The 26,948-nt window shown below is 66.5% G+C and carries 24 protein-coding genes; 4 read left to right on the top strand and 20 right to left on the bottom strand.

Annotation, left to right across the window (positions count from 1 at the left end):
- The first annotated feature begins 4 nt into the window (after positions 1–4).
- The 3 genes from NDN16_RS01125 to NDN16_RS01135 all read left to right on the top strand — a co-directional run bounded on the left by NDN16_RS01125 (position 5) and on the right by NDN16_RS01135 (position 1,381).
- Positions 5–187 (top strand): hypothetical protein, encoded by a 183-nt coding sequence (locus NDN16_RS01125; protein WP_251111781.1) that lies wholly within the window; start codon positions 5–7, stop codon positions 185–187.
- A 77-nt stretch (positions 188–264) separates the two neighbouring features.
- Complete coding sequence (gene hpt, locus NDN16_RS01130; RefSeq protein ID WP_251111782.1) at positions 265–801, top strand: hypoxanthine phosphoribosyltransferase; 537 nt, start codon at positions 265–267, stop codon at positions 799–801.
- A 172-nt stretch (positions 802–973) separates the two neighbouring features.
- Positions 974–1,381, top strand: coding sequence for a response regulator (locus tag NDN16_RS01135; RefSeq protein WP_251111783.1), 408 nt, complete (start codon positions 974–976; stop codon positions 1,379–1,381).
- Positions 1,382–1,387: 6 nt separating this feature from the next.
- On the opposite strand, the gene NDN16_RS01140 is transcribed toward NDN16_RS01135, so the two are convergent.
- The 4 genes from NDN16_RS01140 to argH all read right to left on the bottom strand — a co-directional run bounded on the left by NDN16_RS01140 (position 1,388) and on the right by argH (position 7,047).
- Positions 1,388–4,018: a TIGR02302 family protein gene (locus NDN16_RS01140; RefSeq protein ID WP_251111784.1), complete on the bottom strand. Its 2,631-nt coding sequence runs from the start codon at positions 4,016–4,018 to the stop codon at positions 1,388–1,390.
- 62 nt (positions 4,019–4,080) lie between these two features.
- Positions 4,081–5,346 (bottom strand): diaminopimelate decarboxylase, encoded by a 1,266-nt coding sequence (gene lysA, locus NDN16_RS01145; RefSeq protein WP_251111785.1) that lies wholly within the window; start codon positions 5,344–5,346, stop codon positions 4,081–4,083.
- A 22-nt stretch (positions 5,347–5,368) separates the two neighbouring features.
- On the bottom strand, positions 5,369–5,614 hold the full coding sequence (locus tag NDN16_RS01150; protein ID WP_285292280.1) for a hypothetical protein: 246 nt from the start codon (positions 5,612–5,614) through the stop codon (positions 5,369–5,371).
- 32 nt (positions 5,615–5,646) lie between these two features.
- Positions 5,647–7,047: an argininosuccinate lyase gene (gene argH / locus NDN16_RS01155; RefSeq protein ID WP_435301027.1), complete on the bottom strand. Its 1,401-nt coding sequence runs from the start codon at positions 7,045–7,047 to the stop codon at positions 5,647–5,649.
- Positions 7,048–7,086: 39 nt separating this feature from the next.
- On the opposite strand from argH, the gene tlpA reads away from it, so the two are divergent.
- The gene (tlpA, locus tag NDN16_RS01160) at positions 7,087–7,767 is read left to right on the top strand and encodes a thiol:disulfide interchange protein TlpA (protein ID WP_251111788.1); all 681 of its coding nucleotides are present in this window, start codon (positions 7,087–7,089) and stop codon (positions 7,765–7,767) included.
- Positions 7,768–7,860: 93 nt separating this feature from the next.
- Here tlpA and pnp read toward each other — a convergent pair whose 3' ends face one another.
- From pnp to miaB, 16 genes are all read right to left on the bottom strand, one after another.
- Entirely contained in the window at positions 7,861–9,993 is a 2,133-nt protein-coding gene (gene pnp, locus NDN16_RS01165; protein ID WP_251111789.1) for a polyribonucleotide nucleotidyltransferase, read from the bottom strand.
- 197 nt (positions 9,994–10,190) lie between these two features.
- Positions 10,191–10,460, bottom strand: coding sequence for a 30S ribosomal protein S15 (gene rpsO / locus NDN16_RS01170; RefSeq protein WP_039188381.1), 270 nt, complete (start codon positions 10,458–10,460; stop codon positions 10,191–10,193).
- A gap of 163 nt (positions 10,461–10,623) precedes the next feature.
- A complete protein-coding gene (truB, locus tag NDN16_RS01175; protein ID WP_251111790.1) occupies positions 10,624–11,604 on the bottom strand; it encodes a tRNA pseudouridine(55) synthase TruB in 981 nt (326 codons plus the stop codon).
- Positions 11,604–12,032, bottom strand: a complete 429-nt coding sequence (rbfA, locus tag NDN16_RS01180) for a 30S ribosome-binding factor RbfA (protein WP_251111791.1) — start codon at positions 12,030–12,032, stop codon at positions 11,604–11,606. The genes truB and rbfA overlap by 1 nt, the downstream gene beginning before the upstream one ends.
- Positions 12,033–12,172: 140 nt before the next feature.
- Positions 12,173–15,322, bottom strand: coding sequence for a translation initiation factor IF-2 (gene infB, locus NDN16_RS01185; protein ID WP_251111792.1), 3,150 nt, complete (start codon positions 15,320–15,322; stop codon positions 12,173–12,175).
- Entirely contained in the window at positions 15,323–16,066 is a 744-nt protein-coding gene (locus NDN16_RS01190; protein ID WP_251111793.1) for an RNA-binding protein, read from the bottom strand.
- Positions 16,067–16,109: 43 nt separating this feature from the next.
- Entirely contained in the window at positions 16,110–17,699 is a 1,590-nt protein-coding gene (gene nusA, locus NDN16_RS01195) for a transcription termination factor NusA (protein WP_251111794.1), read from the bottom strand.
- Positions 17,700–17,805: 106 nt separating this feature from the next.
- The gene (gene rimP, locus NDN16_RS01200; RefSeq protein ID WP_435301028.1) at positions 17,806–18,399 is read right to left on the bottom strand and encodes a ribosome maturation factor RimP; all 594 of its coding nucleotides are present in this window, start codon (positions 18,397–18,399) and stop codon (positions 17,806–17,808) included.
- A gap of 154 nt (positions 18,400–18,553) precedes the next feature.
- Complete coding sequence (trmB, locus tag NDN16_RS01205; protein ID WP_251111796.1) at positions 18,554–19,267, bottom strand: tRNA (guanine(46)-N(7))-methyltransferase TrmB; 714 nt, start codon at positions 19,265–19,267, stop codon at positions 18,554–18,556.
- Positions 19,264–20,481, bottom strand: a complete 1,218-nt coding sequence (gene metK / locus NDN16_RS01210) for a methionine adenosyltransferase (protein ID WP_251111797.1) — start codon at positions 20,479–20,481, stop codon at positions 19,264–19,266. Before metK ends, trmB begins: the two co-directional genes overlap by 4 nt.
- 199 nt (positions 20,482–20,680) lie before the next feature.
- Positions 20,681–21,151, bottom strand: a complete 471-nt coding sequence (locus NDN16_RS01215) for a helix-turn-helix domain-containing protein (RefSeq protein WP_052194492.1) — start codon at positions 21,149–21,151, stop codon at positions 20,681–20,683.
- A gap of 116 nt (positions 21,152–21,267) precedes the next feature.
- Entirely contained in the window at positions 21,268–22,845 is a 1,578-nt protein-coding gene (lnt, locus tag NDN16_RS01220) for an apolipoprotein N-acyltransferase (RefSeq protein WP_251111798.1), read from the bottom strand.
- Positions 22,842–23,882 carry a hemolysin family protein gene (locus tag NDN16_RS01225; protein ID WP_251111799.1) on the bottom strand — a complete coding sequence of 347 codons (1,041 nt, stop codon included), beginning with the start codon at positions 23,880–23,882 and terminating at the stop codon, positions 22,842–22,844. The genes lnt and NDN16_RS01225 overlap by 4 nt, the downstream gene beginning before the upstream one ends.
- Positions 23,883–23,909: 27 nt before the next feature.
- Entirely contained in the window at positions 23,910–24,455 is a 546-nt protein-coding gene (gene ybeY / locus NDN16_RS01230) for an rRNA maturation RNase YbeY (protein ID WP_251111800.1), read from the bottom strand.
- Positions 24,452–25,504 (bottom strand): PhoH family protein, encoded by a 1,053-nt coding sequence (locus NDN16_RS01235; RefSeq protein ID WP_251111801.1) that lies wholly within the window; start codon positions 25,502–25,504, stop codon positions 24,452–24,454. The genes ybeY and NDN16_RS01235 overlap by 4 nt, the downstream gene beginning before the upstream one ends.
- Entirely contained in the window at positions 25,501–26,934 is a 1,434-nt protein-coding gene (gene miaB, locus NDN16_RS01240; RefSeq protein ID WP_251111802.1) for a tRNA (N6-isopentenyl adenosine(37)-C2)-methylthiotransferase MiaB, read from the bottom strand. The genes NDN16_RS01235 and miaB overlap by 4 nt, the downstream gene beginning before the upstream one ends.
- Positions 26,935–26,948: the final 14 nt, after the last annotated feature.

The following is a 26,948-nucleotide window of genomic DNA, read 5'->3' on the forward strand; positions in this document are numbered from 1 at the left end:
GTCGATGGCACAGACGTCTCGCAGCAGCGCCACCCGCCTGCCGGAATGGCGCATCATCGAAGCCGAATCCTGGACCGTTCGCAGGCCCTCGGGGCCGGAACTTCGGCGCGCCGCGCCACTGAAACGTGGCTTTGCCGCGGCGTTCGGCGAAGCGGTCCGCAAGCTCGGCCTCCTCGGCAGGGGTTGAGCATGCGGGGGCTCGCATTCCATGGCCCGGCGATGTAGGCAGGCATCCTGTCAATCCAGGATGCAAACGGCTGTTCCATGATCGAAGTTCGCGGCAAGCAGATCGACACTCTCTATTCCGAAACCGAGGTCGCCTCGGCGGTGGAGCGCGTCGCAGGCGAGGTGGCCGCCAGCTTCGGCGACAATCTGCTCGTCGTTTCCGTGCTGAAAGGGTCTTTCGTCTTTGCGGCCGATCTCATCCGCGCCTTGCACAGGGCCGGTGTTGCACCGGAAGTCGAGTTCATAACCCTGTCCAGCTACGGTGCCGGCACCGTCGCCGGCGAGGTTCGCATCCTGCGCGACATCGACAGCGACGTGCGCGGTCGGCAGGTGTTGCTTGTCGACGATATCCTCGAATCCGGCCGCACGCTGAAATACGCCCGTGACCTTATGCTCGAGCGTGGTGCGGCACGCGCCGGGATCGCCGTCCTTCTGGACAAGCGCATGCGCCGGAAGGCCGACATCGAGGCAGACCATGTCGGCTTCGATTGCCCCGATTACTTCGTCGTCGGTTATGGCATGGATGTCGGCCACGCCTTCCGCGAGCTGCCTTTCGTCGGCCGCGTCGTGGAATAGGGCTCAATCCGAGGAAATATTTCGTCAGGGTTGCATTTGAGCAACGGCTGAAAGTTCTGGGAAAGAATTTTCTGCATAATGGGGGAACGGACCCGTTGGTCCGTGCGTCTTATGCAGTGCGGAATCTCTCATGTCGATCAATGGGATGAGGGCCGATTTGCCGGAGTGACCGATGGCCAGGATCCTGATCGCCGAAGATGAAGCGGGAATTCGCCTTCTCGTTGCGCGCGCCCTCAGCCTCGAAGGCCACGACGTGGTTACGGTCGAGGATGGCGAGGAAGCATTGGAAGTCATCGCGGGTGACAATGACGGGTTCGATGCCGTCCTGTCCGACATCCGCATGCCCGCCTTGACGGGAATCGAGCTTGCGCATGCCGTGAAGGCCGTATTCCCGGATATGCCGATCATGCTGATGACCGGCTATGCGGAACAGAAGGAAGCGGCCGAAAGCCTGACACGCATCGTTTTCGGCGTGGTCGAGAAGCCGTTCACCCTGACGCAGATCCGCCGCGCCATGGGCGACCTCTTCGCCGCGCATCCGCCTCGCACGCGCGCCGAGCCCATCCGCCGCGCCGGCTGAAAGCGCTCACTGCGCCCTCAGGAGCCTTTCGAGATAATCGCGCTCCTGCTGTGGTGACAGCCTGTCTCCCAGTTTCTCGCGGATCTGGTCCAGAATGCGCCTGGCGCGCTGGATGTCGATCTCGTCCGGTATATCCACGTCCTGTCCGAAATCCGGCCCTTGCGTCTGGCGTTGCCTGCCCAGCGGATCACGGCCGGAACGTTGCTCGCCGGGTGTCGCACCCTGCCCCATCGTGCCGCCCTGCTGCTGGCCCGCCTGGCCGGGCTGGCCAGGCTGTCCCTGCATGGCCTCCTGCATCTGCCGCATCATGTCCTGTGCGCCCTCGCGCAGCGCCTGCAGGGCCTCTCCCTGCCGATCCACAGCCTCGCCATCACTGCCTCGGCCCAGCGCGCCTTCCGCGTGCCCCATGGCCTCGCCGGCACGCCCCATGCCTTCGCCCGGCTCGAGCCCGAACTCCTCCATCTGCTGCCGGAGTGCTTCAAGCCTTTCCTGCAACTGGCCTTGCCGCCTCTGCAGGTCTTCCATCTGCTGGCGCAGCTCTTCGGCCGATGGCGGTTCGCCGCCCTCGGCCCGCTCGCCTCCGGGCGGCTGCGGCATTCCCTCCATGCCTTCCTGCATCTGCCGGCGGAGGTCTTCGCGTCCCAGTTCGAATGTCTGGTCCATCAACTGCTGCTGCTGCTGCAGCAACTCGCCCATCTCGTTCATCTGCTGCTGCATCGGGCTGTCGCCCTGCTGCTGCTGTCCCGGCTGTGCCATCTGCAGGTTGTTCATCATCTCCTGCAGCTCGGACAGAAGCTGCTGCGCCGCCTCGCGCGATCCCGAGCGGGCCAGATCTTCGATCCGGTCCATCATGCGTTGCAGGTCTTGCGGGCTGATCTCCTGCGCATTGTCCATCTGGCTTAGATTCTGCGGCGGCTGGTTGCGCATGGCCTCCGCCATGGCTTGCATGAATTCCTGCATCGCCTCTCGCAGTTCCTGCATCAACTCGGCGATCTCCTCTTCCGAGGCGCCGTTCTGCAAGGCTTCCGACAGGGCCTGCTGCGCATCGCGCAGGCGACGCTCCGCAAAGGACAGATTGCCGTCCTCGATGCCGAGCGCGATCTCCCACAGGAAATCGACCGCCGAGCGCAGGTCGTCGTCGCCGGCCGCATGGGCGATACGCTCGCGCGCCGCCCGCAGGGCCAGATAATCGGCCGTGCGGGGTATGAAACTGTCGGCATGCAGCGTCACGGCATCAAGAAGATCCACCACGCGCCTCGCCGCATTCGCGTCCAGCGCCAGTATACGACGCTGCTCCACGACGGCACGTGCCAGCGGGTTATTGAAGGGGCGTTCCGGCAGCGCGATCTCGAGCGGGTCGGAGCGGCCTTCCTGGCCGGCGTCGTCTCGGGCGGCCAAAGTCATGCGCACGATTGCCCCGGCATAGGGGCTGTCCATCAGGTTGGCCGACGTTCGCCCCTTGGCGACGCCCTTCGTGCGCCGCGGCATGGCGAGGTTGATGGATGGCGGCGCGATCAGCGGACGCGCGTCTGCAGCCACGTCCACAGGCTCGATCGTCGCCTGCCCCTGCGGCGCCCCATAATCGTCTTCCACGGTAAAGCCGATCTCCAGGGCGCCGTTGCGCGCCGAACGCGGCTCGCCGTCGAAGGCGATGACGGGCACGGTATCGGGAACCACGTCGAAGCTCCACGACCCGAGGGTCCGGAACCGGGTTTCCACCGCCACCGCACCGGAGCGATCCAGCGCAAGCTCGTACTCGGCCGGCCCGGAGGACGGCGCCGGCGGCGTTGCATCGCCATCCGCGCTCACGTCGACGGCGCGCGGGACGATCTCGGCTTGCGCGGCGTCGGCCGCCTGGAAACTCATGTCAACGCCGTCGCCATCGGATATGCGGACCGACAAAACGCTGCCCGCCGGCACGCCCAGCGGGCCGGAAGCCTGCGCCTCCGTCAGGAAGATCGGCGCTCGGCCCGTGTAGCCGGGCGGTGTCACCCAGGCATCGACGCGCGCCGCTGCCAGCACGGTGCCCTCCAGCGGCGTCGCCGCATCGGAGATACGGCCGCCGCCGGGCCCGAATGAGTAGGCGAAAGCCGTCGCGACACCGAGGGCCACGAGGACGCGCAGGCCATAGGGATCCAGCCGTTCCGTCCGCGTGTTGGGAAGCCCGCCGGTCAGCCCCGTCAGCCGCTCGGCCATGCGCCGCTGGTGGATCCGCCACAGCGCCATGGCGACCGGGTCGTCGCCCAGCGCGCGCTCTTCCTGGGCGCGCAGCGGCTGGTTGGCGAGGCGGCTTGCCTCTTCCACCCGCGCCGTCACGGCGCCTGCCCCGGGCAGACGAAGGCGACGGCAGCGCCATGCAACGCCGAGCGCGGCGATACACAGGGCAGCAAGGACGGCAACGCGCGCCGGCGCCGGCATGGCGGCGAAGGAGCCCGTCCAGGCCAGGATGAGGAACAGGCCGACAAGGCCGGACAGGCCGAGGACGAGCGGCCAGAACCGCTCGACCGCGATCGAGAACCATGCCGAGAGGCGGGCGGGCAGGAAGCCCGGTCGGCCGCCCTGTCCGCGGTTCTGGTCGTGGCTGTCGGCAGGTGCCATGGCGCGGGCCTTCGTTCCGGCGGCTGGATCGGGCGGCATGCCACCCTCCCGAAAGCTTACCAGCTTTTGCGGCGAAGGCGAGGCGCGCGCCGCACTTGCCTTCAAAGCCAGGGCGGAAGGCGGTCGAGTCCGATCAATTCTTCGAGCGTCTGTCGCGGCCGCACCGCGTGGAAGGCATCGTCCTTGACGAGAACCTCGGCGATCAGGGGCCGCGTATTGTACGTTCCGGACTGGACGGCCCCATAAGCGCCGGCCGTGGAGACATAGACGAGGTCGCCCTCCTTCAATTCCGGCAGGTCCCTGTCCCGCGCGAAGAAATCGCCGCTCTCGCATACCGGCCCGACGACATCCACCTGCTGCACGGGCGCCCCTGCGGCCGGTTCGACCACCGGGGCGATATCGTGCCAGGCGTCGTAGAGGGTGGGGCGGATCAGGTCGTTCATTGCGCCGTCGACGATCACGAAGGTGCGCCCGCTCTGGCGCTTCACGTAGATGACGCGCGCGACGAGAATGCCGGCATTGCCGGCGATCAGGCGTCCGGGCTCGAAAATCACGCGGGTACCGAGATCGCGGACATGGCGCTTGACGATTTCGGCATAGGCCGGCGGCTCCGGGGGCGGCATGTTGTCTCGGCGGTAGGGAACGCCAAGGCCGCCGCCCAGATCCACATGCGAAATCCGGTGGCCCAGCGCCCGCAGGCGGCCGACGAGCCCGGCCAGACGGCCGAACGCCTCGTCGAAGGGTTCCAGCTCGGTGATCTGGCTGCCAATGTGCATGTCGATGCCGGAGACTTCCAGGCCGGGCAGCCGCGCAGCGAGATCGTAGACCTCTTCCGCCCGGTCGAATGCGATGCCGAACTTGTCGGCCTTCTTGCCGGTGGATATCTTGGCGTGCGTGCGCGCATCGACATCCGGATTGATCCGGCACGAGATATGCGCGACACGCCCGGACGCAGAGGCCCGTCGCGAGATCGCCTCCAGCTCGGGCTCGGACTCCACATTGAAGCAGAATATCCCCGCATCGAGGGCGGCCTCGATTTCGGCTTCCGTCTTGCCGACCCCGGAGAACATGATCCGTTCGGCCGGTATGCCGGCCATCAGCGCGCGTTTCAGTTCGCCGCCGGAGACGACGTCGGCGCCGGCGCCCAGCGCCGCCAGCGTCTTCAGCACGGCCTGGTTGGAGTTGGCCTTCATCGCGTAGCAGACAAGCGCATCGATATCGGAAAAGGCCTCTGCGAAGACGCGGTAATGCCGTTCCAGCGTCGCCGTGGAGTAGCAATAGAAGGGCGTGCCGACGGATTCCGCGATCGTGCGGATATCGACATTCTCGGCGTGCAGGACGCCGTCGACATAATCAAAATGGTTCATGGTGCGTTTCTGGTAGCGATCGTCAGTTCAGGAGGCCGTCCAGCAGGAAGCGCCGCTCCGGCGCTCCGGGATTGCGTGTCACCTCCTTCGGAACCACCGACGTCTCGGACGAACGGTTGGTGATCTCGGGAGCCCGCGCCAGCCCGGCGGCGTCCGGCGCGACGACATAGGGCCGCGCCGGCTGCCCCTCGGGCGTCGGCGGCACCGGCAGGTTCTTTCGTCCGCAGGCGGCGAGGCCGAGCATCAGCGCCACGCTTACAAGGGTCATTACTCGCATCGCCCATTACTCCAGATCAGAACTCACTCGCCCGTGGACAGGCGTTGCTGCCAATAGGCGACCTGTTGGCGCACATTGTCGGGCGCCGTGCCGCCGAAGCTCTTGCGGCTGGCCACCGACGCATCGACCGACAGCACGTCGAAGACTTCGGGCCCGATGCGCCCGTCGATGTCCTGCAGGGCCTCCAGCGGCAGATCTTCCAGCGCGACCTTACGCGATTCCGCCAGAGCCACCACCCGGCCCGTCACGTGATGCGCCTCGCGGAACGGCAGGCCGGCGCCGCGCACCAGGAAGTCGGCAAGATCCGTCGCGGTGGAGAAGCCGGCTCCGGCGGCGGCCCGCATGCGCGCCACGTTCACTTCGAGGTCGCGCACCATGCCCGTCATGGCCGAAAGGGCCAGGGACAGCGAGTCGATGGCGTCGAACACCTGTTCCTTGTCTTCCTGCATATCCTTCGAATAGGACAGCGGCAGGCCCTTCATCACCGTCAGCAGCGCAACGAGACCGCCATTGATGCGGCCTGTCTTTGCGCGCACCAGTTCCGCGGCGTCGGGGTTCTTCTTCTGCGGCATGATGGAGGAGCCGGTCGAGAAGGCGTCCGACAAACGGACGAAATCGAACTGCGGAGTGGACCAGATAACGATCTCTTCCGCCAGGCGTGACAGGTGCATGGCCGTCATGGAGGCGATAGCCAGGAACTCGATGGCGAAATCGCGGTCGGAGACCGAATCCAGCGAGTTGCGGGTCGGCTCCCGGAAGCCGAGTTCATGCGCCGTGCGATGCCGGTCGATGGGGAAGCCGGTGCCGGCCAGTGCGGCCGCGCCGAGTGGCGATTCATCCATGCGGCGGAGCGCGTCCCGCACGCGTGAGCGGTCGCGGCCGGCCATTTCCACATAAGCCAGGCAGTGATGGCCGAAGGTGACGGGCTGCGCCGCCTGCAGATGGGTAAAGCCCGGCATCACGGTTGCCGCATGCTCCTGCGCGCGCGCCAGCAGCGCCGCCATATAGGCGCCAAGCCCCGCTTCCAGCTCCTGCAGGGCGCGCTTGACGTACAGACGGAAATCCACCGCCACCTGGTCGTTGCGCGAACGGGCCGTATGCAGGCGGCCGGCGGCGGGGCCGATCAACTCCGCAAGCCGGGCCTCGATATTCATGTGGATGTCCTCGCGCTCGCGCGAGAAGGGGAAACGCCCCTCCTCGATCTCGGCGCGGATACCGGTCAGGCCCTTGTGAATGGCGGCGGCATCCTCCGCCGAAATGATGCCGTTTTCGGCAAGCATGGCGGCATGGGCCATCGACCCTGCGATATCCTCGCGGTAAAGCCTCTTGTCGAAGTCGATGGAGGCGTTGATCGCCTCCATGATCGCGTCCGGCCCCTGTGCGAACCGGCCGCCCCACATTTCGTTGCCAGGCTTTCTGGTCATTCCGGTCTCCTGGCTCATGCGTCCTGAAGGTTTTCCATCATGCAGTCGTCGCCGCAGCCACCATCACCCGGCAAGGAGCCGCGCAAGCGCTCCCTTTTCAGCTTCGGCACATTGGCGCTTCTTGCCGGCGTCGCCGCCGGCGCCCTTGGCGTATACGTGATCGAAAGCCGCTCTGGCAACGAAGTTGCGGGCAATTGCCCGCTCGACGACGGGATGAAGGCGCGCATCGACGCGGCCGCGCGCGGCGAGGTGGCCGCCATGGTGGCCATGGACAGGCCCTTCGACGCCACGGCGCTGGCCTTCAAGGACGCGGACGGCGCACAGACCAGTATCGGCGCCATGGCCGGGCAGACCCTCCTGGTCAACCTTTGGGCAACGTGGTGCGTGCCCTGCCGGGTCGAAATGCCCGAACTCGACCGCCTCCAGGCGGAAGCGGGCAGTGATGCCTTCGCGGTGGTGCCGATCAACCTCGATCTCGGCGAAAGCGACAAGCCGCAGGCCTTCTACGACGAGATCGGGCTGACCCATCTGCCCATGTTTCGGGACGAGACGCTCAAGCTCTTCAACGACCTCAAGGGCGCCGGCATCGCCTTCGGCATGCCGGTCACCATGCTTGTCGACAAGACGGGCTGCGCCCGCGGCGTCATGAACGGGCCGGCCGAATGGGCAGGGGCGGATGCGCACGCCCTGATCGATGCCTTCATGGCTGACGGAAGCTGAAGCGCTTCGGCGCGTTTTCCGTTCCAGACGCCCTGAACGCAGAAAGGCCGGGTCGCCCCGGCCTTTCCGATCATGTGAAGGAAAAGCGCCGCCTCAGGCTGCGTCTTCCGCGTCCTTCTTGATTTCCTGGCCGGTGGCCTGGTCGACGACCTTCATCGACAGGCGGACCTTGCCGCGCTCGTCGAAGCCCATCAGCTTCACCCATACCTTGTCGCCTTCCTTGACGACGTCGGTCGTCTTGGCGACGCGGTCGGCGCCGAGCTGGCTGATATGGACGAGGCCATCGCGCGAACCGAAGAAGTTGACGAAGGCGCCGAACTCGACCGTCTTGACGACCGTACCTTCATAGACTTCGCCGACTTCCGGCTCCGCCACGATGGAATGGATCCATTTGCGGGCCGCCTCGATCTCCTTGCCGGAAGACGAAGCGATCTTCACCGTGCCGTCATCCTCGATATTGATCTTGGCGCCGGTCTTCTCGACGATCTCGCGGATCACCTTGCCGCCCGAGCCGATGACGTCGCGGATCTTGTCCGTCGGGATCTGCATGACCTCGATGCGCGGAGCGAACTCGCCCAGCTCGGAACGGCTCTGCGACAGGGCCTTGGCCATCTCGCCCAGGATGTGGATGCGTCCGCCGCGGGCCTGCTCGAGGGCGATCTTCATGATCTCCTCGGTGATGCCCTGGATCTTGATGTCCATCTGGAGCGAGGTGATGCCCGCATCCGTGCCGGCCACCTTGAAATCCATGTCGCCGAGGTGATCCTCGTCGCCCAGGATATCCGAAAGGACGGCGAAGCGCTCGTCTTCCTTGATGAGGCCCATGGCGATGCCCGCAACCGGACGGCCGAGCGGCACACCGGCATCCATCAGCGCCAGCGAGGTGCCGCACACCGTGGCCATCGACGAGGAGCCGTTGGATTCGGTGACTTCGGAAACGACGCGCAGCGTATAGGGGAAAGCTTCCTTGGCCGGCAGCATCGGCCGGATGGCCCGCCAGGCCAGCTTGCCGTGGCCGATCTCGCGGCGGCCGGGCGAGCCCATGCGGCCCGTCTCGCCCACGGAATAGGGCGGGAAGTTGTAGTGCAGCAGGAAGGTTTCCTTGTAGGTGCCCGTCAGCGAGTCGACATACTGCTCGTCTTCGCCGGTGCCGAGCGTCGCCACCACGAGGGCCTGCGTCTCACCGCGGGTGAACAGGGCCGAGCCGTGCGTACGCGGCAGAAGGCCGGCTTCCGCGACGATCGGACGGACCGTATCCAGGTTGCGGCCGTCGATGCGGCTCTTGGTGTCGAGGATGTTCCAGCGCACGATCTTGGCCTGGAGCTCCTTGAAGACCGAACCGATCTCTTCCTTGGTGAAGCGCGGCGCTTCCTCGCCCTCGGGCAGGAAATGCGCGGAGACCTTCGCCTTGACGGCGTCGACGGCGGCATAGCGCGCCTGCTTGTCGGTGATCTTGTAGGCGTCGCGCAGCTCGGTTTCGGCCAGCTTCAGCATCTCGCCCTCGAGGGCCGAGAAGTCCGGGGCGGCATGGTCGCGCGGCTCCTTGGCCGCATGCTCGGCCAGGCGGATGATCGCGTCAATCACCGGCTGGAAGCCGCGATGACCGAACATGACGGCGCCGAGCATCGTCTCTTCGTCGAGCTCCTGCGCTTCAGACTCGACCATCAGGACGGCGTCCTGCGTGCCGGCGACGACGAGGTCCAGCTTGGACTCGGCCATTTCGTCGACATGCGGGTTCAGCTTGAACTCACCGCCGATGAATCCCACGCGCGCAGCGCCGATGGGGCCCATGAAGGGTACGCCCGACAGCGTCAGCGCGGCGGAAGCCGCAACCATCGACACGATGTCCGGATCGTTCTCGAGGTCGTGCTGAAGAACGGTGATCACGACCTGCGTGTCGTTCTTGTAGCCCTCGGCGAAGAGCGGGCGGATTGGCCGGTCGATCAGGCGGGAGACGAGCGTCTCCTTCTCGGACGGACGGCCCTCGCGCTTGAAGTAACCACCGGGGATGCGACCGGCCGCAAAGGCCTTTTCCTGATAGTTGACGGTCAGCGGGAAGAAGTCGAAGCCGGGCTTGGGCGCCTTGGCGGAGACGACGGTGGCAAGGACCGTGGTTTCGCCGTAGGTGGCGAGGACGGCGCCGTCGGCTTGGCGGGCGATCTTGCCCGTCTCGAGCGTCAGCGGGCGACCGCCCCATTCGATTTCCACTTTATGGGTGTTGAACATCGTTGAATCGTTCTCTCTGGCTGCCGCGGCGCAAAAGGCGCCGCCGGCGTTCCGTTGGTTGGAAACGCACATGGGCAAGACGGCGGGAGGCTTTCGTCGCGCTGGGCGGCGCAAGCATCCGGCAATCCTGCCCCATGGGCGCTCGGGGCAGATATCGAAAGGGCGGGCTCCGTCAGGAAACCCGCCACTTTCAGTCTTTAGCGACGCAGGCCGAGGCGCGAGATCAGCGCCTGGTAGCGCTCTTCTTCGCGGCTCTTCAGGTAGTCGAGAAGGCGACGACGCTGCGAGACCATCTTGAGGAGGCCGCGACGCGAGTGATTGTCCTTCTTGTGGCCTTTGAAGTGCTCGGTCAGGTTGGCGATGCGCTCGGAAAGCAGGGCTACCTGCACTTCCGGCGAACCGGTGTCGCCTTCCTTGGTCGCGAATTCCTTCATAAGCTCGGCCTTGCGCTCAAGCGTAATCGACATCGTGTTTCCCTTTCGTATTCAGGAGGGTCGGGACACCCAAAGCCGGGATGTCGTCCAGCATGGGTCGTTATTCGCTCTGGCCCGCGGGCCGGCGATTGGCGGGATATAAGCCAAAACCATGCGAAACGCCAGCCCGCCCCATGCGGACTGCCGCGCGCCTGCGTCAGCGACCGCCGAAGACGCGACGCGGATGGAAGGATCCCTGCTCGATGGTGCCGATGGCGATCAGCCGCCCGAGGCCGGTGGCGAACGCCTCGTCGCAGAAGGCCGGCGCGTCGCGGCCGCGCAGCAGCACGGGGTTGCCGGACAGGACGCGCGCCGACTGCTCGTCGCTGAGGCTGACCTCGTACAACTCGCCGAGGGCCTCGGACGCGTCCAGGAGGTAATCGTCGAGCGGGGTGAAGTCCACGACACGCGGCCGCGCGCCGGCCGTCAGAGCCTCTTGGTCCAGCGCCTCGCGGCCCTCGTCGGCGGCGGCCTCCAGTTCCTCCAGCGTCACCATGTCGGCTTCGTCGAAGGCGCCGACGCTGAGCCGCCTGAGGTCGATCACATGGCCGAAGCATCCAAGGTCGCGGCCCATGTCGCGCGCCAGCGCGCGAACATAAGTGCCCTTGCCGCATTCCGCCTCGAATATCGTGGTCTCGGCGTCGGGCATCGACACGATGTCGAGCCGGTGGATGGTCACCCCGCGCGCGGCGATCTCGACGGCTTCACCGCCCCGGGCAAGATCGTAGGCCCGCTCGCCATCGATCTTGATGGCGGAATATTGGGGCGGCACCTGCGAGATTTCGCCGCGATAGGCCTGCATCACCTGCTCGATGGCGCCTTGCTGCGGGCGCTGCTCGCTTGTCCGCAGCACCGGGCCCTCGGTATCGTCGGTCGCGGTCTCCGCGCCCCACCGGACGGTGAAGCGATAGACCTTCTGACCGTCCATGACATAGGGCACGGTCTTGGTGGCGTCGCCGAAGGCGATGGGCAGCATTCCGGAAGCCAGCGGATCCAGGGTGCCCGCATGGCCCGCCTTTTGCGCGAAATACAGCCATTTCAGCTTGGAAACCGCATCGGTGGAGCCGAGGCCCTTCGGCTTGTCCAGGATGACCCAGCCCGAAATCGGACGCCCCTTGGGCTTGCCGCGGCGGGCCATCAGCGCCCCTCCCCGCCGGCATCGTCCTCGTCCGCGTCGTCGAGATCGCGGGAGACGGCGGGCGAGCGCAACAGGGCGTCGATGCGGGCGAAATTGTCGAAACTGTCGTCGGCGCGGAAGCGGATTTCGGGCATGTATTTCATCTGTCTGAGAGCGGGCGTGACGCGGCCGCGCAGGAATTTCCGGTTCTGGTTCAGCGCGGCGACGAAGGGTTCGGAATCCTCCTGGCCGAGCACCGTCACATAGGCGGTCGCCAGCTTCAGGTCGGGCGTCATGCGCACTTCGGTGACGGACACCACCGCACGCTCCAGCAATGGGTCGCGCAGTTCGCCGCGTTGCAGGGTTTCGGTCAGCGCGTGACGAACCTTTTCGCCGACGCTGAGCTGGCGCTGCGAGGGCGCCTTGGAAGGATTGGGGCTTCGAGCCATGTTACGTCGTTCAGCCTGGCATGATGGAAATCGATGAACACGCCCCGCCGACCATGCCGGTCCGGGGCGCGTCTGAGCGGTACACGGCAAGAGGCCCGGCGCATGACGCCGGGCCGAAAGCATTGCCGCCTGATACACCCCTAGAGCGAGCGAGCGATATGCTCCACGCGGAAGCACTCGATGACGTCGCCCTGGCGGATGGCGTCGTAACGCTCGAAGGCCATGCCGCACTCCTGGCCCGCCGGCACTTCGGCGACTTCGTCCTTGAAGCGCTTGAGCGTCGACAGCTTGCCCTCGTGGATGACGACGCCGTCGCGGATGAGGCGCACACCGGCCCCGCGCTCGACGCGGCCTTCGGTGACGCGGCAACCGGCAACCTTGCCCACCTTGGTGATGTGGAAGACCTCGAGGATCTCCGCATTGCCGAGGAACGTCTCGCGGCGCTCCGGCGACAGGAGGCCCGACATCGCCTGCTTAACGTCATCCACCAGATCGTAGATGATGTTGTAGTAGCGGATTTCGATGCCCTCGCGCTCGGCAGCCTGCCGGGCCTGTGCGTTGGCGCGGACGTTGAAGCCGATGATCGCCGCATTGGAGGCGGCGGCCAGCGCCACGTCCGACTCGGTGATCGCGCCGGCGCCGGAATGCACCAGGCGAGCCGCCACCTCGTCGGTGCTGATCTTCTCGAGCGCACCGGCGATGGCTTCGACCGAACCCTGCACGTCGCCCTTGATGACGAGCGGGAATTCCTTCAGGCCGGTCGCCTGGAGCTGGCTCATCATCTGCTCGAGCGAGCCGCGCTGCCCGGCCGACTTGGCGACGGCCTTCTCGCGGGCGACGCGCTGGCGATACTCGGCGATCTCGCGGGCCTGGGCTTCGTTCTGCACGACGGCGAAACGATCGCCCGCACCGGGCGTACCCTGCATGCCGAGAACCTCGACGGGCATCGAGGGCGCCGCCTCCTTCACCTGCCGGCCCTGATCGTCGATCAGCGCACGCACCTTGCCCCATTCGTTGCCGGCGACGATGATGTCGCCGGCGCGCAGCGTACCCGCCTGCACCAGAACCGTGGCCACGGGGCCGCGGCCGCGGTCCAACTGGGCCTCGATGACGACGCCTTCGGCCGTCCGGTCCGGATCGGCCTTCAGCTCGAGAACCTCGGACTGCAGCAGGATCGCATCGATCAGCTTGTCGAGGTTCGTACCGGCCTTGGCCGACACCTCGACGTCCAGCACCTCGCCGCCCATCGACTCGACGAACACCTCGTGCTGCAGCAGGCCGTTGCGCACCTTCGACGGATCGGCCGAAGGCTTGTCGATCTTGTTGATGGCAACGATGATCGGCACGTTCGCCGCCTTGGCGTGCTTGATGGACTCGATCGTCTGCGGCATGACGCTGTCGTCGGCCGCCACCACCAGTACGGCGATGTCGGTCGCCTGGGCGCCACGGGCACGCATGGCGGAGAACGCCTCGTGGCCGGGCGTATCGATGAAGGTCACCTTCTGCCCGTTATGCTCGATCTGATAGGCGCCGATGTGCTGCGTGATGCCACCGGCTTCCGCAGAAACGACGCTGGTCTTGCGGATCGCGTCCAGGAGCGAGGTCTTGCCGTGGTCGACGTGGCCCATGATGGTCACGACCGGCGCACGCTGCCGCATCTTGGCCGGGTCGTCGACGACGTTGAAGAAGCCCTCCTCGACGTCGGACTCCGCCACACGCTTGACCGTATGGCCGAATTCTCCGGCGATGAGCTCGGCAAGGTCGGCGTCGATGACGTCGCCCGGCTTCATCATCTGGCCTTGCTGCATCAGGTACTTGATCACGTCAACCGCACGTTCCGACATGCGGTTTGCCAGTTCCTGGATGGTGATCGTCTCTGGAATAATCACTTCTCTGGAAATCTTCTCTCGGCTCTGCGACTGCTGTGAACGCTTGAACTTCTCCTGGCGACGACGCATCGAGGAGAGGGAACGTCCGCGTGAATCCTCATCCGACAGGGCGCGGTCGAGGTTGACCCGTCCGGCCCGCCGGTCGTCCGCGCCGCGGGTGCGGGCGGGGCGTGCGGCATCCGCCGCTCCGGCGCCGGGGCCGGGAGTGCGGCGGCGCGCACCAGCACGGTTGGCGCTGTCGTCGTCCTCGGAGGCCCGGCGGCTTCCGCGCGACAGATCGCTGCGCGCTGCCGGCTTGAGGCCGAGCCCGTCATCGACGGGCGGCGGCCCCGGAATGACCGTCTCGGCGATGCCGCCGCCGCGCTTCTGCGGCTTGGCCTGGGCACGCCGTGCGGCGTCCTCCTCGGCTTTGCGGCGGGCTGCGGCTTCCATCTCGACGCGTGCCGCCTCTTCGGCCTGCCGCCGCTCGCTTTCCTCGAGTTCGGCGCGGCGGCGCTGGTCTTCCTCTATGCGGCGTGCTTCCGCCTCCTGGAAAAGGCGGCGGTCTTCGACCTCGCGCTGGCGCGCCAGTTCGAGGGCGCGCTTGCGTGCATCCATTTCCTTGGACGACAGATCCGACAGCACGGCTCCGCGCGGCTGCCGTCCGGCCGGAGCCGGTGCACCGCGGTTTCCGTCGCGCCCGCCCTGGCCACCCGGGCCGGAACGGCCGGGCGTCACCCCGCGGTTGCGGTAGGCCATGTTGCCGCCCCCGCGATCCTGCCGGGACGCATCCTGGCGCGGAGCGCCGGCGGACGAGGCCGGCGTCGCTGGCCGGGAAGCCGTCGGCGGCGTCGGACGGGCCGGTGCGGCCGGGGTCGTCGCAGCCGGGGCGGCGGTGGCCGGAGCGGGGCTTGCTGCGGCCGGAGCGGGCGTCGCCGCCGGCTGGCTCGCGGCAGGTGCGGGCGTGGGAACCGGCGCGGCCGGCTTCGGCGCTTCCGCGACCGGCTCCGCGGCCTTGGCGGCTGCGGCTTCAGCCTCGGCGGCGCGGCGTGTCGCCTCCGCTTCGGCGGCAGCGGCGCGGGCAGCGGCGGCTGCCTCAGCCTCGGCGGCCTGGCGGGCCTCTTCCTGCCTGGCAGCCTCTTCGGCTGCGGCGCGTGCCTTCGCCTCGTCCTCGGCCTGCGCGTTGGCAAGCGCCTGCGCCTGGGCGGGCGTCAGCCCGCGCCCTACCGCACCGTCGCCGGGACGCGCGTCCTCGGGCTTGGAGAACTTCCGCTTCTTCGTTTCGACCACGACATTCTTCGTGCGCCCATGCGAGAAGTTCTGCCGCACGGTGGATTGCTGGACCCCACCGGGCTTGATCGACAGAGTCTTCTTCGTGTTGACGCTCAGAGTCTTGTCGTCGCCGGATTTGGTATCGCTCATTTACGCTTCCGCTTCCTGCGTGGGTGTCGTCCCACGCCTATCGTCCGTGCCGCAGAGATAGCCGGGCTGCCCTGCATGTTCGTTCGAGACCGGGCCGCCCCGGGCGGTATCCCGCTCCGGCAACCCGCTCTCCTCGGAGCTCTGCTCCCTGAAATTCGCCAGCGCCCGAAGGCGCTTCAGGCAAGCCGTACCCGCGCTTCCGGCAAGAACGGCTGCATGTATCACATTATCGCCGCCGAGTGCCAAACCCATTTCGTCGCTCGAAAAGGATCTGAACACCGGCACCGGCTTCACCCCGCCTGCCGTCGCCGCCTTGACGGCGCCGTCGAGCTTGCGGATTCCGTCGGGCGCCCCGTCGAGCGCATGGATCAGCGCGACGGCCTTGCCGCCACGGATGGCGGAATCGACCTTGGACGCGCCCGTCACCACCTGGCCTGCCTTCCGGGCCATGCCGAGGGCGCCGAGCGCAGAGCGCGACAGCGCCGCGTCCACCGTATCGGCCAGGTCCACCCCGGCCTTCACGTCCTGCCGCAGCGCCCGTTTCAGCAGGCCCTTGCGGACGACCTCCTCAACAACCTTGCGCCGCGCCTCGACGTGGGCGCCGCGCCCGGGCAACCGCCGCCGCAGATCGGGGACGACCGTGCCGTCCGGCGCCGCGACAAGCCGTACAAGCGCATCCGGATGCATGGTCGCGCGGGAGAGGATGCACATGCGATCGTTCAACTGCACCTCCTCTTCCACCATTCGTACCCTCGTTCCCGTTCCTGCCTGCGACGTGAAAAGCCGATCAGGCTTCCTCGTCTTCGACCGTCTCTGCTTCCGCGACCGCGTCGGCGGAAATCCAGCCCGCCTTGATGCGCGCCTGCATGATCATGGCTTCGGCATCCGCGCGGCTGACGTCGAAGGCCGACAGGGCGCCGGTGAAACGCTTGGTTTCCCCGTCCTTGCGCTCGGTCCAGCCGACGAGATCGTCCGCCGCACACCCAGCGAAATCTTCGAGCGACTTCACATCGTCTTCGCCGAGGGCGACGAGCATGGGTGTCGTCAGCCCGTCGATCTCCCGCAGATCGTCTGAAACGCCGAGTTCGCGGCGACGTGCATCCAGCTCCGCCTCGCGCTGCTCGAGATACTCACGCGCCCGGGTCTGGATTTCCGAAGCCGTATCCTCGTCGAAACCTTCGATTGAGGACACCTCGTCCGAATCAACATAAGCTACTTCCTCTACCGAGGAAAAGCCTTCCGACGCCAAAAGCTGCCCGACCATCTCGTCGACGTTGAGCGCGTCCATGAACAGGGCCGAGCGCTCGACGAATTCCTTCTGGCGGCGCTCCGATTCTTCCTGCTCGGTCAGAATGTCGATATCCCAGCCGGTCAGTTGCGAGGCAAGACGCACGTTCTGTCCACGGCGTCCGATCGCCAGGGATAGCTGGTCATCCGGCACCACGACTTCAATACGTTCGGCATCCTCGTCCAGCACCACCTTGGCGACTTCGGCCGGCTGCAGGGCATTGACCAGGAAGGACGCCGCATCCGGCGACCAGGGGATGATGTCGATCTTCTCGCCCTGCAACTCACCGACGACCGCCTGCACGCGAGAGCCGCGCATGCCGACGCAGGCGCCGACCGGATCGATCGACGAGTCGCGCGAGATGACGGCGATTTTGGCACGCGAGCCCGGATCGCGGGCAACGGCCCTGATCTCGATGATGCCGTCGTAGATTTCCGGAACTTCCATGGTGAACAGTTTCGCCATGAACTGCGGATGCGTCCGCGACAGGAAGATCTGCGGGCCGCGCTGCTCGCGACGAACGTCGTAGACATAGGCGCGCACGCGGTCGCCATAGCTGAAGATCTCGCGCGGGATCTGCTCGTCGCGGCGGATGATGCCCTCGCCCTTGCCGAGGTCGACGATGACGTTGCCGTATTCGACCCGCTTGACCGTGCCGTTGACGATCTCGCCGACGCGGTCGCGGAATTCCTCGTACTGCTTGTCGCGCTCGGCCTCGCGCACCTTCTGCACGATCACCTGCTTGGCCGACTGGGCGGCGATGCGGCCGAATTCCATCGGCGGCAACTGCTCGGCGATGAAGTCGCCGGGCTCGGCGTCGGGATTCTTGTCGCGCGCCAGCTCCAGGTAGATCTGCGTCGCCGGATCGTCCACATCGTGGACGACTTCCAGGAGGCGCTGCAGCTTGATCTCGCCGGTCCGGGAGTTGATGTCCACGCGGATGTTGGTTTCCTGCCCGTACCGCGCCCGCGCCGCCTTCTGGATCGCGTCGGCCATGGCCGCGATCACGATCTCGCGGTCGATAGACTTCTCGCGCGCGACGGCGTCTGCGATCTGCAGAAGCTCAAGCCTGTTCGCACTGACTGCCATTGACGTCATCTCCTGTTCGCGGCCTTCCGGCCCGCCGGGCTGTCATGCCGGCCGCTTGGCGCACGCCATCGGCGGCGCTGTCCAACTGTGGGCGTCGGGGCCGGCCCTACTGGCTCGCCCCGATCTCCGCGTCGTCGTCGCCGTCGCCGGCCATACCCTTGCGCGCCATCTTCTCGTGGCGCAGCGATGCCTGGATCAGTTCGTCCGTCAGGATCAGGCGGGCCTCGGCGATGGCATCGAGGGGAACCGAAACGCTGGCCTCCTCGCCATAGGCGGGCTGATCGCGGTCGAGGCGGATCGAGTCGCCCTCGACGCCCGTGACCTTGCCGCGAAACCGCTTGCGGCCATCCAGCAACCGGTTCGTCTCCAGCTTCATCAGATGCCCGGCCCAGACCTCGAAATCGTGGCGGCGCACCAGCGGCCTGTCGATGCCCGGAGAGGAAACCTCGAGGTGGTAGGCCCGATCCAGCGGATCCTCCACATCGAGCACCGGGGAAATGCCGCGGCTGACCGCCTCGCAATCCTCGACCGTCATGGTGCCGTCCGGCCGCTCCGCCATGATCTGCAACGTCGTGCCGTTGAGGCCCGACAGGCGGATGCGGACGAGCCGATATCCCAGTTGCTCGATGACGGGCTCGACGATGGCGGCGATGCGCCCCTCGAGCCCTTCCTCGACGATGATGCGGTTGTCTACGTTCACGGATACTCCGGATAAGCGGTCGTGCCGGGATATCCCGGCGGGAATCATCGCTGCGAAGCCCTATCAACAAAAAAGAGCGGGACCGGTTGGACCCACTCTCACGAAGACATCGCAGAGAATTTGAAATGGCATATACCCACTCCGGCCCGTCTTTTCAAGCCGATCCGGAGACTTCGTGGCGCAGGAAGGTCAGATAGGCCGGCCGACGCCCCTCCCGGAAAGCCTTCGCTTCGTAGCGCGTGCCGGGCCACGCATCGTAGGGCGTGTGCCAGTCGGCGGCGCTGACGGCGGGCCAACCAAAGGCGGCATGCGCGTCGACCTGGGCGAGCGTCCAGTTGACATAGGTGTCGATGTCGGACGCAAAGCGGAACAGGCCGCCTGGCCGCAGCACACGGGCGAAGCGGTCGAGGTTGCGCGGATTGACGAAGCGCCGCTTGAAATGCCGCTTCTTCGGCCAGGGATCCGGATAGAAGAGGTCGATACCGGAAAGAGAGCCGTCCGGCAGCCAGTCCAGCAGCCGCGTCGCGTCGTCCGCATACAGGCGCAGGTTGGGCAGCGGATCGGCTTCCAGCGCGGCAAGCATCTTGGCCATGCCGTTGACGAAGGGCTCCACGCCGATGAAGCCGACATCGGGAAAGCGCGCCGCCTCGTGCCGCAGATGCTCGCCGCCGCCGAAACCGATCTCCAGCCTGACGGCCTCGACGGCACGGTCGAAGAGTGCTTCCGTCCGCGCCGGCGCCGGCTTGGACAGATCCACGGCCAGGCTCGGCAAAAGGCCGTCGATGAGGCCCTGCTGCCAGGCCGTCAGCGACTTGCCCTTGTGCCGGCCGAAAAAGGCCTCGCGCGAGCGGACCGGGTGCGAGGTCACGCCTTGGCCGCTGCCACAGCCGCCTTCAGCTTCGGGGCGAGGTCGGTCTTTTCCCACGAAAATGCGCCGTCGCGGCCCGGCTTGCGACCGAAGTGCCCATAGGCGGAGGTACGCGCATAGATCGGCCGGGCAAGCTGCAGATGCTCCCGGATGCCGCGCGGCGTCAGCTTCATGACCTCGCGGATCGCCTTTTCCACGACATCCTCGCCGACCTTGCCGGTGCCGTGAAGGTCGACATAGATGGAGACGGGCTCTGCTATGCCGATCGCATAGGAGATCTGGATGGTGCAGCGGTCGGCCAGCCTGGCCGCAACGACGTTCTTGGCAAGATAGCGCGCCGCATAGGCGGCGGACCTGTCCACCTTGGTCGGATCCTTGCCGGAGAAAGCGCCGCCGCCATGGGGCGCCGCGCCGCCATAGGTATCGACGATGATCTTGCGGCCGGTCAGCCCCGCGTCGCCGTCGGGACCGCCGATGACGAACTTGCCGGTGGGGTTGACGTGCCAGACGCAGTCCTCCGCGATGGGAAGGTCTGCCGTGGCTTCGCGCACGAAGGGTTCGACGATGCGGCGGATATCGTCCGAAGTGAGGGTCTCGTCGAAATGCTGGGTCGACAGCACGATCGAGCTGATCGCCGACGGGACGCCGTCCTTGTAGTGGACGGTTACCTGCGTCTTGGCATCGGGACCGAGCTTGCCGGCCTCGCCCTCGCCTGCCTTGCGGGCTTGCGTCAGGCGCTCCAGGATCTTGTGCGAATAATAGATCGGCGCCGGCATCAGGTCGGCGGTTTCCCTGCAGGCGTAACCGAACATGATGCCCTGGTCGCCCGCGCCCTCGCTGGCCTTGTTGCCCGCGTCGACGCCCTGCGCGATATCGGCCGACTGCGCATGCAGCAGAACGTCGATCTTGACCTTCTTCCAGTGGAAGCCGTCCTGCTCGTAGCCGATCGCCTTGATGGCGCGGCGAGCCGCGGCCCGCACCTTGGAGCGGATCTGCCGCTCGTCCAGCGAGCATCGCACTTCACCGGCGATGATGACCCGGTTGGTGGTTGCCAGCGTCTCGCAGGCGACACGAACCTGACCGGCGTCCATGCCGATCTTCTTCGCCTCGCGGAAGAAAAGGTCCACGACTTCGTCGGATATGCGGTCGCAGATCTTGTCCGGATGGCCTTCCGACACACTCTCGGACGTAAAGAAGAACTCGTTGCGCTGCATGAATGCCAAACCTTGCCGCCGGAGCGGGATGACGCGGGCCGTTGGCCCTGGACAGCCGGGAAGACCGGCCGATCGACGGGAGAACGACAGGCCGGGTGGCAGTGCCGTTCATCGCAAGGGGTTTGGCGAGACGCGGCTTCCGCGTCAAGGGGGAAGATGCGAACGGGCGCCTGAACGCCCGTTCAGTCCTTTTGGGCCCTTACTGCCGGAAACCGCGCTGCGGCTTGCGGTTGGTCGCGGCCAGCGTATCGGCGAGCTCCAATACCATGCGCCGGACGTTCGGATCGCTGATATCGCGGAAACGCTCCAGCAGCCGGGCCTCTTCGGCGGAGAGGCTGTCGCCGCCGATCCAGCCGCTACCCTCGCCTTCGGCCATGCCGCCGCGGGCCGATGCCACGGCGGGCACCCCCTCGAAGAAGCGCATCAGCGGCACTTCCAGCACGCGTGCGATGTCGCAGAGACGGCCGACCGTAATGCGGTTCGTGGCGTTCTCGTACTTCTGCACCTGCTGGAAGGTGATCCCGAGTCGATCTCCGAGCCATTCGCGGCTGACGCGGGCGCGCATCCGGATCGCCTGGATCTGACGGCCAACGATGACGTCGGCCTCGTCAGGCTTCTTCTTGTTGACCCGGCCTTCGGGCAATTGATTTTGCTGCACTGTCAAATCCATGGGCTTTAATACCTCTGCCTCTGCCAATTTCCTTGTAACCATATTTTTCCAACAATATCCATCTTACTCTATAGGATTATGTTTATCGCGCAGAAACGTTCAACCGTCAATGGCGATCAGGAATGGCTGCGGCGGATCGCAGGCACGGTCAGCAGCACGACTGCCGACAGAAGCCAGAATACGAGGCTTCCATGCTTCGAGAACATCGTCTCGGCGCCCGGCGCCGGCAATGCGGCGGCGATGGTTCCGCGCTCTCCGAGGTCCATGCGCGCCACCTCCCGGCCGACCGAGTCGGTGACGACCGAAATACCCGAATTGGCCGCCCGCACGAGCGGCAGGCCCAGCGCGACGGCCGTCAGCCGGGCATGGGCGAGATGCTGGTAGGGGCCGGGCGTGTCGCCGTACCACGCATCGTTGGTCACGTTCAGCACGAACGCGTCCCCGGCCTCGCGCCGGATCTCGTTGGGAAAGATCACTTCGTAGCAGATCAGCGGCAGGAAGGGGGGCACGCCCTCCACCACACCCGACCGCCGCTCGTCGGCTGCCGAGAAACCACCCGGCAACTGCGTCAGCTGCATGATGCCGAGCCGCTCCAGGATCGACTGGAACGGCAGGTACTCACCGAAGGGAACGAGGTGCAGCTTGTCGAAACGGCCGTCCACCGCCCCGTCGGGCCGGATCGCAAGGATGGAATTGTAGTAGGCCGGCTCGGCGCCGTCGCGCTCTGTCATTCGGGCGGCGCCGGCCAGCAGCCGGCCGTCCGGGCCGAGGCTTTGCGCGACAGCCTCGACCACCGGCGACACGTCCGAGATCAGGTACGGAAAGGACGATTCCGGCCATATGACGATCTCGCCCGGCCGGCTGTCGCTCCCGGGAGCCGTCATGTCCATCAGCAGCCGCAGGATCTCGCTCGCTTCGGCCGGATCCCACTTGCTGCCTTGATCGATCGCCGGCTGGACGATGCGGACATGGGCCTGCTCCGGCGCGGGCGCAGACGCGGCCGCCGACAGGCGATACGCGCCGTAGGCAATGTGGAACGCCAGCAGGGACAGGCCGATAGCTGCCACCGCCGACCGCCCCCCCTGCCTGCGGAGGGCCAGCACGGGCAGCGAGAAAAGGATGACGCACAGCAACGTCAGCCCATGCGTCCCCCAGATCGCGGCCGTCTGCATGAAGAGCGGCCAGGGCGCCGCCATCATGCCGATCTCATTCCAGGGGAAGCCGGTCAGCAGGCGGGCACGCAGGAATTCGGCCAGCGCGAAGGCCAGCGCCAACACGAGGATGCGTTCGGCGCCCGTCGACCAGAAGCGCCTTGCGATGGCGACGGCGATGCCGAAATACACGGCCAGCACGGCCGGCAGGCCGAGGACGGCCAGCGGAAGCGCCCACCAGAAGGCGGCGGCATCCACGAGCATGGCCGCGCCGAGCCACCAAAGACCTGCGACGAAGTAGCCGAAACCGAACCACCAGCCGAGACGGAAGGCGGGGCGCAAACCTTCGCCGCGGGCGACCAGACCGTCGAGGGCCAGGACCAGAAGGGGAAACGCGATGAAGCCGGCGGGTACGAAATGATAAGGCGCAAGGCCCAGGGTCGCGATGGCGCCGGCAAGGGCGACCATCGCGGCGCGGCGCCAGCCGGCCGTACCGAACGACCGTTCAACGACGGCCGCAGGCACCCCGGCCGGCAACGTCAAGCGTGCAACGCCACGGGGCCGGTGGCCCCACCGGCATTGCGCATGATGCGAACCTTGCGGACGCGGCGGCTGTCCGCCTCGAGGACTTCGAGCCGATATCCGTTGATGGCGTCGATGACTGCCCCTTCGGGCGGTATGTCGCCATATTCCAGCACGACGAGCCCTCCGATCGTATCGGCCTCGTCCGCATAGGGTGCGATGTCGAAATCGACCCCGACGCGGTCGCGGACGTCGTCGAGGTCGGCGCGCGCATCGACCAGGAACACGCCGTCGGTTTCGGGCTCGATCAGCTTGTCCTCGTCGTCATGCTCGTCCTCGATGTCGCCGACGACGATCTCCAGCAGGTCTTCCATGGAAACCAGCCCGTCCGTACCGCCATATTCGTCGATGACGAGGGCGATCTGGATATGGCTGACCTTCATGCGGCTCATCAGTTCCAGCGCGGGCATGGAAGGCGGGACGAACAGAACCTTGCGAATCAGGGCCAGTTCGGAAAGCGGCCTGTCCAGGCGCACGGCGGCCAGGTTCAGCGCCGGCTCCCCCGCACCCTCGGCACCGAGGGCGCACTCGGTGATATGGTCGACGAGGTCGCGGATGTGCACCATGCCGCGCGGGTCGTCCAGGCCATCGCCATAGACCGGCAGGCGGGAGTGGCCGCATTCGCGGAACTTGACGAGCAGTTCGCCCATCGTCGCGTTGATATCGACGGCCTCGATTTCAGAGCGGGGCACCATCGCGTCCTCGACGCGAACTTCGTGGAGCCCGAGAATATTGGTGAGCATGACCTGCTCTTCGCCGGTCAGGCCGGATCCCTCCTCGGCATTCAGAAGCGCCTCGGTGATCTTTTCTCTCAGGGGCAGAGGTACCTTCGGCTTGAGCAGCGAGAGAAACTGCTCGAAAAAGCCGGGTTCCGACGATTTGCGCTCGTCGGGGCGCGGACTTCGGTCTTCGTTGGCGGCGTCGCCTTCGCTGAAGGCGGCCTCGACCGAGTCGTGCGCGTCGCCGGCAGATGGGCTGCCGTTCGCGGTCCTGTTCATCCCTTTATCCATCGTATGTTCAACATCTCACTCGGCCGGGTCCACACCGGCCACCCCGCCAGAATCGGCGTAAGGATCGGCAATTGCAAGCGTCGAAAGCACAAGTACCTCCAGGCGCTCCATCTCTTCGGCCTCTTCGGCCTCTTCATGGTCGTATCCCAGAAGATGCAGCATGCCATGAACGATCAGATGACGGAAATGGTCCTCAAGGGTTTTTCCGTCGCGCAGGGCCTCCCGCTCGAGCGTCTGGCGCGCCAGCACCATGTCTCCCGCCATCGGGCCGGGCACGTCGCCGGGCGCCAGTTGCACGATGGGAAACGACAGAATGTTGGTCGGCTTGTCCTTGCCGCGCCACTGGGCATTCAAACCGCGAAGCGCCTCGTCGTCGGCCAGCGTGACACCCACTTCCGTGGCGAGGCCGGCCGTCATCCCGGCTGCAGCCAGCGCCGCGCCCGCCGCCTCGGCGACGAGGCGCTCGGCATCGGGCAGGACGGTGTCCCAGGCCGCATCCTCCACTGAGAGGATCAGCTCGACCGCCGGAAAGCCGGCCGCGTGCAACGGCTCGTCGTTCATGCCGGCGATGCGGCCCCCGCCTGAACCGCTTCCCGCTGGCGCGTCGCATCGCCTTCATAGGCCTCGACGATAGCCTGCACCAGCTTGTGCCGCACCACGTCGGCGGACTGGAAGCGCACGGTCACGATATTGGACACGCCGGACAGCACCCGAAGCGCTTCCACCAGGCCGGATTTCTGGCCGGGCGGCAGATCGATCTGGGAAGGATCGCCCGTCACCACCATGCGGGCGTTTTCGCCGAGGCGGGTCAGGAACATCTTCATCTGCATGGTGGTCGTGTTCTGCGCTTCGTCCAGGATCACGGCGGCGTTGGCAAGCGTGCGGCCGCGCATGAAGGCAAGCGGCGCGATCTCGATGGCGCCGGCCGCAATGGCCCGCTCCACCTTTTCGGCGGGCATCATGTCGTAGAGCGCGTCGTAGAGGGGGCGCAGATAGGGATCGACCTTCTCCTTCATGTCGCCCGGCAGGAAGCCCAGCCGCTCGCCGGCTTCCACCGCCGGACGCGACAGGATGATGCGCTCCACCTGCCCCCGCTCCAGCAACTCGGCGGCATAGGCGACCGCAAGATAGGTCTTGCCGGTGCCGGCCGGGCCGACGCCGAAGACGAGTTCGGCCCGCTCCATCGCCCGCATGTAGGCATCCTGCGTCGGCGTGCGGGCATGGATGGTCTTCTTGCGGGTGGATATCTGGGCCAGCGCCATCCGACCCTTCTTTTCGAGCGTCGGAAGGACGAGCTGATCGTCCTGCGCCACGGCCATGCGAATGGCCCCTTCGACGTCGGAGGGCTGGATATCGTGCCCCGCCTGCAGGCGGGCATACAGCGTATCGAGTGTCCGGCGGGCCTGCTCGCAGGCCATGGGCTCGCCGCGAAGGTCGAGCTGGTTGCCGCGCGCGCGCGCGTCGACATGCAATTTCTGCTCCAGAAGGGCGAGATTTTCGTCGAACTTGCCGAATAGCGCCCCGGCAAGACGATTATCGTCGAAAGTCAGCACGATATGGGCCATGTCCGAAGCACCGGAAACCGGTGACATGCCGCGCGCTGGGGTCATGCGCTCTCCCTCAGGTCGTGTTGGGTGAAGTCTCCGGCAGTGCCGGCACGGACGCCTTGGGCCCCGGGCTCGGCGCCCTCTGCCATCAGCGAATTGGGCAAGGAGGATGCGATCCGCACCGATACGATATCGCCGACGGCGCCGGCGCCGTCCGGCACGACCACGGGCAGCAGGAAGGGCGAGCGCCCCACCATCTGCCCCGGGTGCCGCCCGGTCTTCTCGATGAGAACCTCGGTGGTGCGGCCGACGAAGCTTTCCTGGAAGGCCACCTGCTGCTGCCTCAACAGGGCCTGCAGCCGTTCGAGGCGCTCGGATTTCACGGCCTCGGCGACATGGCCGTCCATCGTGGCGCCCGGCGTGCCGGGGCGCGGCGAATATTTGAACGAATAGGCCTGCGCATAGCCGATCTCGCGCACGATCTGCATGGTCGCCTCGAAATCGGCGTCCGTTTCGCCGGGGAAGCCCACGATGAAATCGCCCGACAAGGCGAGGTCGGGCCGCGCCGCCCGGATGCGCGCGACCAGCCGCAGGTAATCGGCCGCCTTGTGACGACGGTTCATCGCCTTCAGGATCGCATCGGAACCGGATTGTACCGGCAGGTGCAGATACGGCATGAGTTGCGGCAGGTCGCGATGCGCAGCGATCAGCGCATCGTCCATGTCGCGCGGGTGGGACGTCGTGTAGCGCAGGCGCGCGATGCCCGGCACCTCGGCAAGCGCATGAAGCAGGGCGGCGAAATCGCCCGCGGCTCCGCTCCAGGCATTGACGTTCTGGCCGAGCAGCGTCAACTCGCGCACGCCGGCATCGGCAAGGCGCCTCGCCTCTTCGATGACGTCCGCCATCGGCCGCGACACTTCCGCGCCGCGCGTATAGGGCACCACGCAGAAGGTGCAGAACTTGTCGCAGCCCTCCTGCACGGTCAGGAAGGCTGTGACGCCGCGATTGGCGATCTGCTTCCGGTTCTGGCCCGGCAGATGGCGGAACTTGTCTTCCACCGCATAATCGGTATCGACGACGCGCTCGCCGCGGGCCACGCGGCCCAGCGCCTCGGGCAGGCGATGATAGGTCTGGGGACCGACGACGAGATCCACCACCGGCGCGCGCGCCATGATCTCGGCGCCCTCGGCCTGCGCCACGCAGCCCGTGACGCCGATCGTCATGGCCTCGCCGCGTTCGGCGCGCTCGGCTTTCAGCTCGCGGATGCGGCCGAGTTCGGAGTAGATCTTCTCGGCCGCCTTTTCGCGGATGTGGCACGTATTGATGAGGACAAGGTCGGCGCTCTCGATCGTGTCCGTGGGCTCGTACCCGTCGCGCGACAGGGCGTCGCCCATGCGCTGGCTGTCGTAGACGTTCATCTGGCAGCCATAGGTCCGGATGAAGACCTTGCGGCTGTTGCTGCCCGACTTACCTTCGTTCGCTGTTTCGGTCATCGATCCTTCCGGGA

Origin of the sequence: Aureimonas altamirensis, from assembly GCF_023702225.1 — a bacterium.
GTDB classification, from domain to species: Bacteria; Pseudomonadota; Alphaproteobacteria; order Rhizobiales; family Rhizobiaceae; genus Aureimonas; species Aureimonas altamirensis_B.